Source organism: Moraxella sp. FZFQ2102 (assembly GCF_024137865.1).
Lineage (GTDB): Bacteria > Pseudomonadota > Gammaproteobacteria > Pseudomonadales > Moraxellaceae > Moraxella.
The window spans coordinates 2156026-2171822 of record NZ_CP099960.1 but is presented as its reverse complement, the minus strand read 5'-3'; the positions used below and the strand labels follow the sequence as shown (position 1 = coordinate 2171822).

Here is a 15797-nt window from a genome sequence, read left to right as displayed (position 1 = left end):
ATGTACTCTTGATGAACCGCACCCCAAAAGTTAGACAACCTTTGGGGTGTTTTTATGACCAAATACACAATTGACTTTAAACTTGAAGTCATTGATCATTATTTAACAGGACATAGTTACCACAACACAGCCAACTCTTTTGGTATTAAACGCTCTATTGTCCAAAACTGGGTGAGACTCTATCAAACTCATGGTATTGATGGTATTCGTATCAGAAAGAGCAAAGCTAGTTATTCACCAGAATTCAAACACACTGCAGTATTACAACTACTTGCTGGTAAATCCATACGCACTTTGGCGATTGAATTAAATATCAGCAACCCAAGTGTGCTGTTTCAATGGTTAAAAGCCTATCAAAATCATGGTATCATGGGACTGACTCCCAAACCCAAAGGTAGAAAATCTGTGCCTAAAACCAACAAAGCAAAGCAAACATCCAAACCTGATGAGCAAAAAACCCATGCTGAATTGATTGCTGAACTGCAGTACTTACGCATGGAGAATGACATCTTAAAAAAGTTAGAAGCCTTGGAGCGTCAGCAAAGAAAAAGCAAATCATCATCAATAAAATCACAGTGATTGACGAGCTAAGGCAGATTTATCCATTAAAACAATTACTGACTTATCTTGGTGTTGCCAAAGCAACCTTTTATTATCACTTAAAGCAATTCAAGCAAAAGGATAAACATCAAGACATCAAAGATGCAATCAAAAAGATATATCACACCCATCAAGGCAGGTATGGGTATCGCAGAATCACCCTTGCCTTAAAACAGTTAGGCTTTGTCATCAATCATAAAAAAGTGTGGCGACTGATGAGCCAAATGGGACTGAAAGCACGGATTCGCTCTAAACGCAGATTTAGTGCTTATCAGGGTAAGGTGGGTAAAATCGCTGATAATGTACTCAAGCGTGATTTTAAAGCAGATCGACCCAACCAAAAATGGGCGACTGATGTCACTGAGTTTAAAGTGTTGGATAAACAAGGTAATGTCAAAAAGCTTTACTTGTCTCCCATCATGGATTTGTTTAATGGAGAAATTGTTAGCTATCAGATGCACAGTAGCCCAAATTATGGCTTGGTTGCCAAGATGCTTGATCAGGCACTAAAGCGACTGCAAGCAGATGATAATGCTGGCAACGATAGCAGCAAACCACAATTGATTCTGCATTCAGATCAAGGCTGGCACTACCAAATGCAAAATTATCAACAAACCTTAAAAGACAACAACATCATTCAAAGTATGTCAAGAAAGGGTAATTGCTTGGATAATGCGGTGATAGAAAGCTTCTTTGGCACATTAAAAGAAGAAATCTTCTTTCATGACAAACATCAAAGAAGATTTACCTCCATTGATGAGCTTAAACAAGCGATTGATGAGTACATCCATTACTACAATCATGATAGAATAAAGAGTAAACTAAAAGGACTAAGTCCTGTAAAATACAGGCGCTTAGTCCTTGATCAAACCACTTAATTTAAGGGGCTGTACTAGATAAATCCCTAAACCCCACACCATTTTCTTAACAATCTTAATTGATTGGATGGTGTGCCATAGTTAAATCTAAACTCGCATTCTTTGATAAATAAATGAAAATGCTTTTTGTCAATACCGTTATATTTTCTTAGAATGCGTTTGGATTGCGACCAAAAGTTTTCAATGCCGTTAATATGATTATGATTGTTTGCAAATTCTTTGGAATGATTAATTCTAAAGTGTTTAAAATCACTCACATCTAAAGCATTATAACTTCAATAGCTATCTGTATAAACCACGCTATCAGGTTTGATTTTACTGGCAATAATAGGCATTAATGTCTTAGCTTTGGTATCTTTAACACAGGCAGTATAAACCTTACCATTGCGTTTTAAAAGACCAAATACGGCAACTTTGCCAGCAGCACCCCGTCCACGCTTGCCTTTACGAATGCCACCGAAATAGCTTTCATCCAATTCTACTTCACCGTCAAATAATTCACAAGCTTCAAGGTTTAAGCGATATTCAATCACCAAGCGAATTTTATGATAAAACAAAGCAGCTGAATTATGATGTATCTCTAACAAATCAGCAGCTGATCTTGCGGTGACTTCAAGCACAAAAAATTCAAGCAGTTTAACTTGAACTTTTTTACTTAATTTACAACGGGTTATCTTCATAAAACTAGTATAGCATTATTGCTAATCTAGTACAGCCCCTAATTTAAACCTAGTCCTTAATCTTAACTTTGTCTAAGATTTGGGGGTCGGTTCATGATGGGTGCATTTTTTATATCATGATTTTAAGTTTCAAAAAGTATTGTAAATTCAAATCAAAACACGCTATTTTTTCTGCTGGGTTTTTACATCTTGTACATCTTGTACATCTTGTACAAGATGATGATTTGAGGTTTTTACAGCTGATTTATACATACGCCAACCCATAATCGCCACAATCATTCCACTTACAAAAATCAAACAACCATCATGGCAAGTCAATGACAAATCTTCTCAAATGCAAAATTATATGTTATTGTTTTTATTTATTAATTTATTATAATGATGGCTACATTTTTATATTGAATAAATCTTACTATTTGCAGCATTTTGTGGTTTAATATCACTTTCTAAAAACTTGGTATTTTTTGTTACATATCGGCAGTGCCGAAACGAATCATGCCACACAGTGCCGATGTGATTTGGCAGCGCCGACACATTGAGCGTTTCATAATTAAAACCGAGACTTCATCATGACTGCAACAATTACTGCACCAGAATTTGTCCGTCACCAAGCCCTGATTGATTGGGTTGCCCAAATCGCCGCATTAACCAAACCTGCTCATATCGAGTGGTGCGATGGTTCAGAAGAAGAAAACCAACGCCTGATCGATTTAATGATCGCAGGTGGCACCATGATCAAGCTGAACGAAGAAAAGCACCCAAATTCTTATTTGGCATTTTCTGATCCATCAGATGTTGCTCGTGTTGAAGATCGCACCTTTATCTGCTCAGCCAATAAAGAAGATGCAGGCGCAACCAACAACTGGGAAGATCCAGCAGTAATGCGTGCTAAGCTAAACGGTCTATTCGACGGCTGTATGGTTGGTCGTACCATGTATGTCGTGCCATTTAGCATGGGTCCACTAGGCAGCCACATTGCCCACATCGGTATCGAAATCACCGACTCGCCTTATGTCGTTGTCAGTATGCGCAAGATGGCGCGCATGGGCAAGGCAGTCTATGATGTACTGGGTACAGATGGTGAATTTGTACCTTGTGTACATTCAGTTGGTAAGCCATTGGCAGAAGGTGAGCAAGATGTTGCATGGCCTTGTAATGATGATAAATACATTGTCCATTATCCAGAAACTCGTGAAATTTGGTCATATGGTTCAGGCTACGGCGGCAATGCCCTGCTTGGCAAAAAATGCCTAGCCCTGCGCATCGCATCAGCCATGGGTCGTGAGCAAGGTTGGCTTGCTGAGCATATGCTAATCCTAGGCGTGACCAACCCAGAAGGCAAAAAACACTACATCGCTGCCGCATTCCCATCAGCGTGTGGTAAGACTAACTTTGCCATGCTTATCCCGCCAGCAGGCTATGAAGGCTGGAAAGTTGAAACGGTCGGTGATGACATCGCATGGATCAAGCCATCAGCAGACGGTAAGCTATACGCCATCAACCCAGAAGCAGGCTTCTTTGGTGTTGCACCAGGCACGAACACCAAGACCAACTCAAACTGCATGAGTACGCTGGTTTCTGATGTTATCTACACCAATGTCGCCGTGACCGAAGATGGCGAAGTCTGGTGGGAAGGCAAAACCAAAGAAGTCCCAGCAAACCTAACCAACTGGAAACGCGAGCCACACACAGGCGAAGAGCGCGCTGCACATGCCAATGCTCGCTTTACCGTTGCTGCTGCACAATGCCCATCGATCGACCCACAATGGGAAAATCCTGAAGGCGTGCCAATCTCTGCATTTATCTTCGGCGGTCGCCGTGCTGATACTGTGCCATTAGTTTCTGAAGCCTTTGACTGGGTGGATGGCGTATATAAAGCAGCAACCATGGGTTCTGAGACTACTGCTGCTGCCACTGGTGCGCAAGGTGTCGTCCGCCGCGACCCATTTGCAATGCTGCCATTTGCAGGCTACAACATGGCAGACTACTTCAACCATTGGCTAGAAATGGGTGAAAGCATCGGCGCCAAAGCCGCAGCCGCTGGCAACAGCCTACCAAAAATGTTCAAAGTAAACTGGTTCCGCCGTGATGAAAATGGCGACTTCGTATGGCCAGGCTTTGGTCAAAATATGCGTGTGCTACAGTGGATCATCGAACGCTGTGAAGGTAAAGCAAACGCAGTACAAACCCCAATTGGTCTAGTACCAACTTATGAAGACATCAACTGGGATCAATCAGATTTCAGCAAAGCACAATTTGATTTGGTAACCAGCCAAGACAAAGATCAGTGGATCAAAGAGCTAGAAAGCCATGCTGAGCTGTTCGAAAAACTGGGCGAGCGTATGCCACAAGCACTAAAAGCACACAATGCCAAGCTAATGGCTGATGTCCAAGCATCATAATCGATGAACTAAAAAAAATCCCCGAAGTGAAAAACTTTGGGGATTTTTATTGGGCGGGTGTTTTGAATTTTTGTGATGGGTTTATTAATACACAACAAACAGTTTGACTATATTTTTCAATACTTAAACCACAAAATCCTTACCCAAATACACCTTACGCACCAGCTCATTGCTTAAGATCTCATCACTGCTGCCTTCAGCAATGATCGTACCTTCTGAGACGATATACGCCTTTTGGCAAATAGATAAAGTCTCTCGTACATTATGATCGGTAATCAGCACACCTATGCCACGCGCGCGCAAGGCTTCAATCACCTGCATGATATCACCGACCGAGATCGGATCAACGCCAGCAAAGGGCTCATCCAGCAAAATAAATTTCGGATTTGACGCTAAGCAGCGGGCAATCTCACAGCGACGGCGCTCACCGCCCGACACGCTCATACCCAATGAATGACGCACATGCTTAAGGTGAAATTCCGCCATTAGCTTTTCAAGCTCGGCAGTCTGCGCAGCTTTATCCAAATCCTTGCGCGTCTGCAGAATCGCCATGATGTTTTGTTCGATGGTCAATTTACGAAAAATCGATGCTTCCTGCGGCAAATAGCCAATACCTTGCGCTGCACGCTCGTGCATGGCCTTTTTGGAAATATCAGTATCACCAAACAGCACCTGACCGCGATCCATCGGCACAAGACCAATGACCATATAAAAGCTTGTGGTCTTACCAGCACCATTTGGCCCTAGAATCCCGACCACTTGCCCCTGCTCAATCTCGAACGACACATCTTTGACCACCCAACGCTGACCATAGCGCTTGCCAAGATGTCGCATACTCAAGGTCGTCACATCACACCCCGATGATTAGCGAATACCGCGCTGATTGGTATCAGAATTTGGTGGGAATATCAGTTCCACACGGCGACCTTGACCACCATTGGCTTCGACATCCCCATCTTTTAGGCTATAGCGAATGACATTGCCCGAAAAGCTCGAACCTGCTTGGGTCAGCTTAGCATTACCTGTCAATGTCACGATGCCTGATACCGCATCATAGTCGATGCGACTGGCCTGACCTTTTGCCAAGCCTTTTTCTTGAGTGATGATCTGCTGCATCGTCGCAGGACGACCTGTCGCCACCGCAGAGTTGATACTGCGATTGCGAGTGTTAAGATTTACTGTCAAATTATCAGCAGCAATCTTTAGCGTGCCTTGCTCGATGGTGACATTGCCCGAATAAGTGGTCACACCTGTGCGCTCGCTATAAGTAGCACGGTCAGCCAATAGACGGATTGGCTGATTGGCATCTGATGGCAATGCACTGGCAATCATCGGCGCAACCGCCAACGCAGTCAAAAAGCTAAACTTGGCAATCAGTGGTTTGATATGCATATTAAACCTTAAAATTGTATAAAAAATCAATCAGTTAGAATAATGGTTTGTCTTGGCGCTTTGGTGCATTGAACAGCACATCGATCTTATGAAATTCATAATCGCCCGTATTTAAATCAGCGGTAAACCCTTGTGCCTTAAAGCTGTCTGTACCTTGAGTGACGGTCAATGACTCTTGGCTATTAAGCTTACGATCACGCGTATTGCCTGCTAAGCTATTGCCAACAATCACCATTTCAGGTTTGTCCGCTGTCGCTGCACGCACCATTTTAAAGCCATTCTTAAGATTTAGCGCACCTGTCTGCTGATCAAAAGTCGCTCGCTCAGCGGTCAGAGTGTAATTCTCACCCTGTGGTGGTTGCCAATTGATGGTCGCGCCCACCATCTCATCTTCACCTTGGGCATTTTGTACCAAAGAATCAGCGGTCAGGGTATATTCGGTTTCGCCAGTTTCAGGATTGGTCTGCACCGCTTGGATACCAGTGACTTCATAATTATTAGTCGCCGTCACTTCAGGCAAGGCAGGCTTGATCTCGCTGTCTTCTTGATAATAAAACCACGCTGCGACCGCCAACGCCATGATACCAAGTACGCTTAAAATGCGAAAATTCATCGCGCATCCTTATTGAAATTTGGCGATAAAGGCATCGTAATGACCTTGTGCGTGCAAAATCAGTTCACACGCTTCACGCACCGCGCCATTGCCACCTGCCTTGGTAGTGACAAAATCCGCCACCGCTTGCGTCTCAGCACAGCCATTTGGTACACTAAAGCCCAAACCTGCTTCACGCACCGCTTTTAAATCAGGCAGATCATCACCCATATAAGCACATTCGCTTAAGTCTAGGTTTAATTCATCAGCCAAGCTTGATAATGCCGTGAATTTATCATCGCGTCCTTGGATTAGGTGCTTGATGCCCAATTCGCGCGCACGGCGTTCCACCATCGGTGATGTGCGCCCCGTGATGATGGCAAGCTCAATGCCAAAATCTTGCAGAGCCTTTAGTCCCACACCATCTTGCACATAAAATGCCTTAGTCTCGACATCATAGGAGTTATAAATGATCTTGCCATCAGATAAGATGCCATCGACATCCATAGCAAACAGCTTGATATTTTTGGCTTTTTGTAAAATAACTTCGTTCATGACAAATCCTAGCTAACACCTGCTTTTAGCACATCGTGAATGCTGATTACCCCTGCCAAATGCTGATCATCAAGCACTAACAATTGGCTGATGGCATTTTCATTCATCACAGTCAGCGCATCGGAAGCACGCATTTGGCTTGTGGTACTTTTTGGCGTTTTGGTCATTAGCTCACCAATTTGAATAGATAAATCAGTATTTTGTGCAAGCTTACGGCGTAAATCCCCATCGGTGAAAATCCCTACCACCTTATCAGCATCGTCAACTACGACCGCAAGACCTAGGCGACCGCCTGTCATCACAAGCAAAGTGTCATTTAAACTTGCCGACTCTTTGATGATTGGCAAATTATCCGTATGCATCACATCTTGGACACGAGTCAATAACTTACGCCCCAATGCACCCGCAGGATGCGACAAGGCAAAATCATTACTGGTAAAGCCACGAGCGTGCAATAGCGCTACCGCCAAAGCATCGCCGAGCGCCAAAGTCGCTGTTGTCGATGATGTCGGTGCAAGCCCAAGTGGACATGCTTCTTCGGAGCGACCCAGTGTCAAAGCGATATCCGCCGACTTTGGCAATACGCCACGCTTATCACGGCTGATGCTGATGAGCGGAATACCAAGCTGTTTGACCACAGGTAATAGCATCCGAATCTCATCAGACTCGCCAGAGTTGGAGATCGCGATCAGCACATCGCCTTTGACCAGCATTCCCAAATCGCCATGCCCTGCTTCACCCGGATGCATAAAAAACGCCGGCGTTCCAGTCGATGCAAAGGTCGCTGCAATCTTACGCCCAATATGACCAGATTTACCCATACCCGTCACCACCACACGGCCTGAGCAAGCCAAAATCGATTGACAAGCCTGGGTAAATCGCTCATCTAGCTCGCCAATCAATAAATCCAGAGCTTTTTGTTCGGTGCGGATGGCATTGATACCATCTTGGATAAAATCCGTCATCACAGGGGCTGTATCTGTCATAATTGCTTGATATTCATTCAATTAAAAAGGTTATGATAGCATATTTTGTAGACTGATTGATGGCTATTTTGGCAAATTTTCAATATGATAACCAAATTTTACATTTGCTCAAAAAACAAAAAACTTGCAAACAGACCTTTTGCCTATTTGCAAGCTCTTATCATTAAATCAATCAGCGAAAATCAGCTATCAAATTCATCGTCATCATTGCCAAATTTAGCATCCGCTTTGGCATCAAAGCCTTGGCGATTAAAGCTGCGAGTATCGTTATTTTCAAACGATTTGCCATCAAAGCCACGCTCTTCGAACCCTTGACGGTCAAAGCCTTGGCGTTCAAAACCCATGACAGTAGATGTGCTACGGTCAAAGCCTGATTGCATACCACCCATACCGCCTTGATAACCCATATTACTACGGTCAAAGCCTTGACGTTCAAAACCTGCTTGTGGCGTACGAGTAAAGCCACCTTGTGGACGGCTGCCACCTTGATAACCACCACCCATACCGCTACGCTCAAAGCCTTGGCGTTCAAAGCCGCCACCTTGATAAGTGCCACTACTCATTACGCCAATATTAGCCCCTTGATAGCCACCTGATGCTGGTGTGGAACCCCCTTCGGTGCGTGGGTTACGAGTTGGTACGACGGTAGAAATGGCGTGCTTATACACCATTTGGCTAACGGTGTTTTTTAGCAATACGACATATTGGTCAAATGATTCGATTTGACCTTGTAGCTTGATGCCATTGACCAAAAAAATCGAAACAGGAATACGGTCTTTACGCAGCGCGTTCAAAAATGGGTCTTGCAAGGTTTGTCCTTTTGACATACGACTCTCCACATAAAATAGCTCATGCAATGCAAAAAAAGGCTGTGCCTAACGTTGGTGCGATTGCAAGAATTGCTTTTGTACTTGTTCTATGCTATCAAATGAAGCTATTGTAACATTGGTTATAGTTGGATTATCCATCAAGGCAAGTTGTTTTAGCCATGTATATTGGCGTTTTGCTAATTGCCTTGTTGCATATAATGCCTTATTTTTCATATCTTGACAAGATAGATCCCATAAGTTAATCGGGGTTTTTGTCGATTTTTTTGGAAAATTGGCTGAAATCTCATTGATGATTTGCTCATCTGTTAGTTTTGAGAAATTTGATTGATAATATTGATGTATCGTTGGGTGATTGACCACACTCTTATGACGAGTACGGCATAGATGTTCGAGCACTTGCCGATAGCCGACACATCGCATCGATGGCATATCCACATCCAGTGCTGGGTGTTCATTAATCAGCCCAATCACTTCATCCACAAAGCCATCTGCCCACATGATATCCAGTCTGCGACCGATACGCTCATGTAGCCAAGCACGATCAGGCGTGACAACAATGCCATACCACTGCCATTTTGGGTCATGACTAAGGGCGACTTTTGGGGTGTCTTGCCAATGACTCATTGGCTTGCCTGTTTGTAGATGTACTTCAACAGCACGGGTAATACGCTGCGTATCTGACGGCTTAAGCTTTTGGCAGATGATCGGATCGTGGGCGAGTAGATAGTCATACAGTGCTTGATTGCCTTCATTGTCAAGCCACTGATTCACCTTTTCACGAACCGACTGGTCGGTTTCTGGCACGCTAGAAATGCCGTCAAACAACGCCATATAGTACATCATCGTACCACCGACCAATAGTGGAATCTTGCCCCGCTGATGAATTTCATGAATCAGTCGCTCGACATCCGCCACAAAATTCGCCACACTATAGGTCTTGGTCGGAGAAATGATATCCACCAGATGATGGGGGAATTGGGCAAGCTCATCGGCAGTTGGCTTGGCAGTGCCGATATTCATACCTTGATAAATCAATGCACTATCCACCGACACAAGCTCAAATCGCCCTGTCTGATACAGTCTAAACGCCAAATCCGTCTTACCACTGGCGGTCGGCGACATCAGACACACGACACTATTGTTGGGCAAATCTTGATAATGCGGTAGTGATGACATTTATGAAGCCTTGATAAATTCAAGCACACGGCAATCATCTGCTTGACGAGTCAAATCAATCAGATAATCAGGCTTTGGCAGATTTGATTCGGCACGGCTCGCCCATTCGATGATGACAAGGCTATCATGCTCATCAAAATATTCAAAAAATCCAATATAATCAAGCTCTTCTGGGTCATTGAGTCGGTATAAATCGGCATGATAAACTGGCTTGATGCCTGTTTTTGTTTGGATTTGATAAGGTTCAACAAGTGTATAAGTCGGGCTTTTGACTGCACCAGTATGCCCCATGGCTTGCAGCCAATAGCGAGTCAGCGTCGTCTTACCCGCACCCAAATCCCCTGACAGCCACACACTGCCCGTCAGATTCATATCAGCCAGCTGCTGGGCAAAAGCCGCAGTATCAGTTTCATTTTTTAGGATAATTTTCATATGCTCAAACTTGGACTTGCAAATCCACAGAGGGATTGATGAATGGCTTGCCTGCTTTTAGCTTATCATACATCATTGGATCGCCCCATTCTGCCTTGACCTGTTCACTAAATTCAAAGCCAGCCAAATCAAGCTTGCCCATTTGTTCATTGGTGACATCATCGCCAAAGCACTGTGCATAGCCTGTCGCCGTCTCATGGACGATGACCGAGTGTACATGGACATCTTGCTCGCCATTTTGCATTTGCGTTTGTTTTAAGATGGCGTCTGCCCAAAAGAAAATCACACGGCTAAATTGCTCAGCTGACGGTGATACAGGTAAGCTCACCCAACGCGCACTAAAGTCTTTGCAAGCTTGAATATAGCTTGGATCATCCTTATCCCAAAAAGTGATGGCATGATCAAAGCTGTCAATGATGTCTTTGATATTACCCTTAAGTAGCCCAAAATCATAGACCATCTGCCCATGATCCAAGCGATGCGCTTCCAAGATCAGCTCAACTTGATAGCTATGCCCATGAATAGAGCGTTTGCAACGATCGGATGAGCAGTTGCGGACGATGTGAGCATTTTCGAATTTAAACAGTTTGCGAATACGCATGAGATGCCTTTATTATTTTGATCATATGATTTTTATTATAGCATAAATTTTCATAGCAACATAAAAAACGCACCCAAGTTGGCTTGAGTGCGTCATCTGCGCTGCGTTTATCATGCAAATTCCAACAAGCGATCGCCGTCTTTATCGGTAATGCGAGTTGGTAAGCCCATTTGATTGAGTAGATTGATGAATGGGCGCGCATCAAGCTCTTCGACATTAACCATCGTGCCGACATTCCACTCACCTGTCGCGATCAAAATTGCCGCTGCAACCGGTGGTACGCCTGCTGTATAAGAGATGCCCTGACTGCCAACTTCACAATAAGCTTCTTCGTGATCAGCGATATTATAAATAAAAATCTCGCTATCGACGCCGTCTTTTTTACCTTTGACCTTGTTGCCGATACAGGTTTTGCCTTTATAATTGGGTGCAAGACTTGCTGGATCTGGCAGAACTGCTTTGACCACTTTTAATGGCACAACTTCCAAACCTTCGGCAGTTTTGACAGGTTGCTCTGATAATAGACCTAAGTTTTTTAGTACACCAAAGACATTCATATAATGCTCGCCAAACCCCATCCAAAAGCGGATATTTGGCACATTTAGGTTCTTGTGCAATGAATGCAGCTCATCATGCCCTGATAGGTAGCTGTTTTGGATGCCGACCACAGGCAAATCATCCGTGCGTTTGACTTCAAACATCTGATTGGTTTGCCATTGGCTATTTTGCCAAGAATAAACGACACCAGTAAATTCACGGAAATTGATTTCAGGGTCAAAATTGGTGGCAAAATATTTGCCATGACTGCCAGCATTGATATCAATAATATCAATATCTGTGACAGTATCTGTATCAAAATACTCCACACCCAAGCGTGCATAGGCATTCACCACACCAGGGTCAAATCCGATACCCAAAATCGCTGTCACACCTGCCTTCTTAAAGGCGTCACGCTTTTTCCACTCGTAATTCTCATACCACGGTGGCGCTTCACAAATCTTGGTCGGATCTTCATAAATCGCCGTATCCAAATAATGCGCACCTGTCTCAATACACGCATCCATCACGCTCATATTGACAAATGGTGAGCCGACATTGATGACGATATGCGCATCAATCGAACGAATCAACTGTACAAGCTGCTCAGTATTCAAAGCATCGACAGCGTGCGTATGCAAGATGGCATCTTTTTTAAAACTGCCCTTTTCAGCGACACTATCAGCAATCGCATCGCATTTTTCTTTGGTGCGTGATGCGATATGAATCTCGCCAAAAACATCATTTGCCATCGCGCATTTGTGTGCCACGACTTGTGCGACGCCACCAGCGCCAATAATCAAAACATTCGGTTGAGTCATGATAAATCCTCCTTTGTGCTTAAAAAAAATAAGCAACATCAAAATTATGCATGAATTAAAAAGGAAGACTTCAAGGAAAATCCATGCACCCAACATCCATCAATACTTGCAAAATTACAAGCATGACAAAGCTTAGAATAATAACGAGTATTTGGTGATTTTTCAACCATTAAATAAAAATATGTCTATTTTCGTTACCATGGAAAATAAACCAACTCTTTTAACTTTTGATACATCAACAAGTCCTCCATATTGCGCGTCTGTTCATACTTTGTTTTAAAGTAATGACATAGCCCAAAAATATTATCAGCATCCAAATTCAACTTGGAAGTCTCAAAGCCAAAAGGCATGGTTCTATATCCATCCATCGCCAAAACTACACTTACGAACCGCTCTTGGATAAAGGCACGCATCGGTGCTGGATCAGTCATATAGCGTGTGTTCTGGCGCAACATTCGCCCAATCTCGCTTTGATCGTTTTCAACCAATGCATAAAACTGATTGGCAATTTTTTGCCATTGTTGCCAATATCGTTTTTTGGCAATGACATAATTACAAAATGCCGAATTATAGTTGGTAGAAATCATGGATTTTAAATCGAGAAAAACGCCCATTTTCCGTAAGGACAATTGCATTAAACTTAAAAACCCAGGATGATTTCGCTCCCCTTGATAAAAAACATTCTGATGGTAAGTTAATGAATTAAATCCGACTGATGATAAAAACACATCTACACGATTACCATCGACATCAATAGCATGGCGCTGAATTATTTGATGCAAATCCTTGCCACACACTCCCGTTTTTTCAAAAAACTTCGGTGATAAAAAGCCGTAATAAGTATCATCATCCAGTTCATGTGTGTTCAAAAACTGCAACATCGGATAAAATTCATACCACTCTTTTGGGCCATGCGTGTTATCCAATGGTATAAAATCAGGGTCTAGCGACTGCTTAGTCGCCTCATTATAATAAATCTGATAGATCTCAATTTTTGGTGTATTCATGAGTTATTTCACACTTATGACAAGCTATTTTTATAATCATCATAATCAAACTGACGCTGCACGACCACTTCGCCATCTTGACGGATAATGACAATTGACGGCATATCGACGCCATTAAACCAGTTTTTCTTCACCATGGTATAAGCAGCGGCATTGCCAAAGGCGACTTTATCCCCGATTTGTAGCGGTTCATCCAGTGTATAATCGCCAAAAATATCCCCTGCCAAGCATGACTTGCCATAGATACGCACCGCCGTCTCATTCGCTGTCACGCCATCAAAATCACCTCCTTTAATATCATAAGCAGTATCATTGACATAAGCAAGCGGTGACGACTGACGATAAATTAGCAAATCTAACATATGTGCTTCGATAGATGCATCCACCACCGCCAAAGGCTTACCATTATGCAAAGTGTCAAGCACGCTCGTTACCAGCACTGCCCCTTGGTGCACTGATGCTTCACCAGGCTCTAGATAGATCTGTACGCCGTATTTGGTGGCAAAATCTTTAAGTCGATTGGCAAATTTATCTAAAGGATATTCAGGATCAATAAAGTGAATACCACCACCAAAACTCACCCAATCAAGCCGATAAAAAAGCTCGCCAAATCGCCCTTCGATATCTGACAGACTTTGGCTAAACGCCTCAAAATCGGCATTTTCGCAGTTATTATGAATCATCACGCCACTGATGCTATCCGCCACTGCCATAATCGCCTCAACATCATGCTCACCAAGTCGGCTAAAAGGCCTGGCAGGATCGGCGATGATGAATGATGAATTACTGGTTTGCGGATTCAATCTTAGACCGACAGGGATGTGTTTGGCAGCAGCTTTTTTGCCAAAGCGAGCCAATTGATTAAATGAATTAAAAATAATCTTATCGGCATACTCGAGCACTTCATCAATCTCATGCTCACTATAAGCGACGCTATAAGCATGCGTCTCGCCACCAAAGCATTCTTTGCCAAGGCGAACTTCTTTTAAAGATGACGATGTTGTGCCGTGCAGATATGGCTTCATCGACTCAAACACGCCCCAAGTGGCAAAGCATTTGAGCGCAAGCAATGCCTTAGCACCGCTGGCTTGACACAACTTTTCGGTGATGGCAAGGTTATCAATAATGGCTCGCTCATCGAGTAGATAATACGGTGTGGGCAGTTTGGCAAGGGTTTGTTTTTGGTTGTCCGTTAAGCGGTCAAAAAATCGCACGGTCATGGGCTTTTTCCTAAAATCTTGTTTGCAATTTTGGTATTTTAACAAAATTTTGCAACGATGGCTGAATTTTTATATCAATGATAACAACGAAAATACATGGTGATAGGCTTCTGATTTTTTATCCAAACTTAACGGATAAGCCCGTGATGATGACGGTAAGCGGTATAAAGTGATGGGCTTTTGACCGATTTTTAGACCCACTGATTGCCCAACTTTTGGCACTGTGACAGCATAAGTATCGCACAAAATTTGCGTGGCTTTTTCGCCTGTGGTGATGATACTGGTGCAATTAGGCAATTTAGCCAAAATCCGCTCAATATCCATCGGCGTGATGACTTCTAGAAATTTATCCGAGGCGTTGTTTTGTAGGCGTTTGATTTGATACGCAGTATCGCTGATGGCAATACCCGTATCGGCGAGAAACTGCTCAATCTTGTCTTGATAAAAGCTTTTGTCCGCGGTATTGATAAAGTTATCTTTATCATCAAAAAACACCAAGCCCATAATCCGCCAAAAATCATTATTAAAATTGGGATAATAAAATGGCATTTTCCAGCGTGTTTGCGGTGGTGGAAAACTCCCCAAAATCAGCACTTGGCTATTTGGCGGAGTAAATGGAGCCAGTGGGTGGGTTTCGATGGTCATATTTATAAAATTAGTGGCAAGTTAAATAATGTTTTAAAGTCTTTCTCATTGTCAAGGCATTGATCATGCAGCCTACCCTCTGCTGCTCTTTTGACAAAAGTGACATTCTGCAATGTTTTGGTTTGTGAATATGGTAATTGATCTGAGTAAAGCACAATCTTACCATCAACCAATTTTTTATTTATACAAAACTCCCCATCCTCTAAAATATGAAGGGCGTACGCTCTTTTATCAAGCAAAAATCGGCTAAAAATAATTCCGTCATAAATCCGCACCCAATTACCACCACCTTGATAATAACCCACCAAAGTTATACACCGACCATCATTACATTCATAATAAGTAGGTCTACTAGTAATCAGCAAAAGCAAAATACCAATTAGCAGTATAGCTGATACAATAAAGATCACTACAGCTTTTAGTGTAAAATTTAAAAACCACAT

General features: G+C 43.0%; 17 protein-coding genes and 1 pseudogene. 3 read left to right on the top strand and 15 right to left on the bottom strand.

Going from position 1 to position 15797, the window contains the following annotated elements:
- The first annotated feature begins 54 nt into the window (after positions 1 to 54).
- Both NGM44_RS10095 and NGM44_RS10090 read left to right on the top strand, forming a co-directional pair.
- Positions 55 to 579 (top strand): helix-turn-helix domain-containing protein, encoded by a 525-nt coding sequence (locus NGM44_RS10095; protein WP_253223527.1) that lies wholly within the window; start codon positions 55 to 57, stop codon positions 577 to 579.
- On the top strand, positions 555 to 1478 hold the full coding sequence (locus NGM44_RS10090; RefSeq protein ID WP_371923553.1) for an IS3 family transposase: 924 nt from the start codon (positions 555 to 557) through the stop codon (positions 1476 to 1478). Before NGM44_RS10095 ends, NGM44_RS10090 begins: the two co-directional genes overlap by 25 nt.
- A gap of 26 nt (positions 1479 to 1504) precedes the next feature.
- On the opposite strand, the pseudogene NGM44_RS10085 reads toward NGM44_RS10090, so the two are convergent.
- Positions 1505 to 2158, bottom strand: a pseudogene (locus NGM44_RS10085) (IS1595 family transposase).
- 569 nt (positions 2159 to 2727) lie between these two features.
- Between NGM44_RS10085 and NGM44_RS10080 the strand changes: the two are divergent.
- On the top strand, positions 2728 to 4560 hold the full coding sequence (locus NGM44_RS10080; protein WP_253223526.1) for a phosphoenolpyruvate carboxykinase (GTP): 1833 nt from the start codon (positions 2728 to 2730) through the stop codon (positions 4558 to 4560).
- Between the two features lie 123 nt (positions 4561 to 4683).
- Here NGM44_RS10080 and lptB read toward each other — a convergent pair whose 3' ends face one another.
- The 14 genes from lptB to NGM44_RS10010 all read right to left on the bottom strand — a co-directional run bounded on the left by lptB (position 4684) and on the right by NGM44_RS10010 (position 15797).
- Positions 4684 to 5394 (bottom strand): LPS export ABC transporter ATP-binding protein, encoded by a 711-nt coding sequence (gene lptB / locus NGM44_RS10075; RefSeq protein WP_253224681.1) that lies wholly within the window; start codon positions 5392 to 5394, stop codon positions 4684 to 4686.
- Between the two features lie 30 nt (positions 5395 to 5424).
- The gene (gene lptA / locus NGM44_RS10070) at positions 5425 to 5952 is read right to left on the bottom strand and encodes a lipopolysaccharide transport periplasmic protein LptA (RefSeq protein ID WP_253223525.1); all 528 of its coding nucleotides are present in this window, start codon (positions 5950 to 5952) and stop codon (positions 5425 to 5427) included.
- Between the two features lie 34 nt (positions 5953 to 5986).
- Entirely contained in the window at positions 5987 to 6565 is a 579-nt protein-coding gene (lptC, locus tag NGM44_RS10065) for an LPS export ABC transporter periplasmic protein LptC (protein ID WP_253223524.1), read from the bottom strand.
- 9 nt (positions 6566 to 6574) lie between these two features.
- The gene (locus NGM44_RS10060) at positions 6575 to 7099 is read right to left on the bottom strand and encodes an HAD family hydrolase (protein WP_253223523.1); all 525 of its coding nucleotides are present in this window, start codon (positions 7097 to 7099) and stop codon (positions 6575 to 6577) included.
- An 8-nt stretch (positions 7100 to 7107) separates the two neighbouring features.
- Complete coding sequence (locus tag NGM44_RS10055) at positions 7108 to 8085, bottom strand: KpsF/GutQ family sugar-phosphate isomerase (protein ID WP_371923496.1); 978 nt, start codon at positions 8083 to 8085, stop codon at positions 7108 to 7110.
- Positions 8086 to 8267: 182 nt separating this feature from the next.
- On the bottom strand, positions 8268 to 8912 hold the full coding sequence (hfq, locus tag NGM44_RS10050) for an RNA chaperone Hfq (protein ID WP_253223522.1): 645 nt from the start codon (positions 8910 to 8912) through the stop codon (positions 8268 to 8270).
- Between the two features lie 48 nt (positions 8913 to 8960).
- Positions 8961 to 10091 carry a tRNA (adenosine(37)-N6)-dimethylallyltransferase MiaA gene (gene miaA / locus NGM44_RS10045; RefSeq protein ID WP_253223521.1) on the bottom strand — a complete coding sequence of 377 codons (1131 nt, stop codon included), beginning with the start codon at positions 10089 to 10091 and terminating at the stop codon, positions 8961 to 8963.
- A complete protein-coding gene (gene tsaE / locus NGM44_RS10040; protein ID WP_253223520.1) occupies positions 10092 to 10523 on the bottom strand; it encodes a tRNA (adenosine(37)-N6)-threonylcarbamoyltransferase complex ATPase subunit type 1 TsaE in 432 nt (143 codons plus the stop codon).
- 4 nt (positions 10524 to 10527) lie between these two features.
- Positions 10528 to 11124 (bottom strand): 6-carboxytetrahydropterin synthase, encoded by a 597-nt coding sequence (locus NGM44_RS10035; protein WP_253223519.1) that lies wholly within the window; start codon positions 11122 to 11124, stop codon positions 10528 to 10530.
- A 110-nt stretch (positions 11125 to 11234) separates the two neighbouring features.
- Positions 11235 to 12482, bottom strand: a complete 1248-nt coding sequence (locus tag NGM44_RS10030) for a saccharopine dehydrogenase family protein (RefSeq protein ID WP_253223518.1) — start codon at positions 12480 to 12482, stop codon at positions 11235 to 11237.
- A gap of 194 nt (positions 12483 to 12676) precedes the next feature.
- Positions 12677 to 13489, bottom strand: a complete 813-nt coding sequence (locus NGM44_RS10025) for a hypothetical protein (RefSeq protein ID WP_253223517.1) — start codon at positions 13487 to 13489, stop codon at positions 12677 to 12679.
- A 14-nt stretch (positions 13490 to 13503) separates the two neighbouring features.
- Positions 13504 to 14709, bottom strand: coding sequence for a carboxynorspermidine decarboxylase (locus NGM44_RS10020; protein ID WP_253223516.1), 1206 nt, complete (start codon positions 14707 to 14709; stop codon positions 13504 to 13506).
- Between the two features lie 69 nt (positions 14710 to 14778).
- Positions 14779 to 15354 carry a uracil-DNA glycosylase family protein gene (locus NGM44_RS10015; protein ID WP_253223515.1) on the bottom strand — a complete coding sequence of 192 codons (576 nt, stop codon included), beginning with the start codon at positions 15352 to 15354 and terminating at the stop codon, positions 14779 to 14781.
- 2 nt (positions 15355 to 15356) lie between these two features.
- Positions 15357 to 15797 (bottom strand): hypothetical protein, encoded by a 441-nt coding sequence (locus tag NGM44_RS10010; protein WP_253223514.1) that lies wholly within the window; start codon positions 15795 to 15797, stop codon positions 15357 to 15359.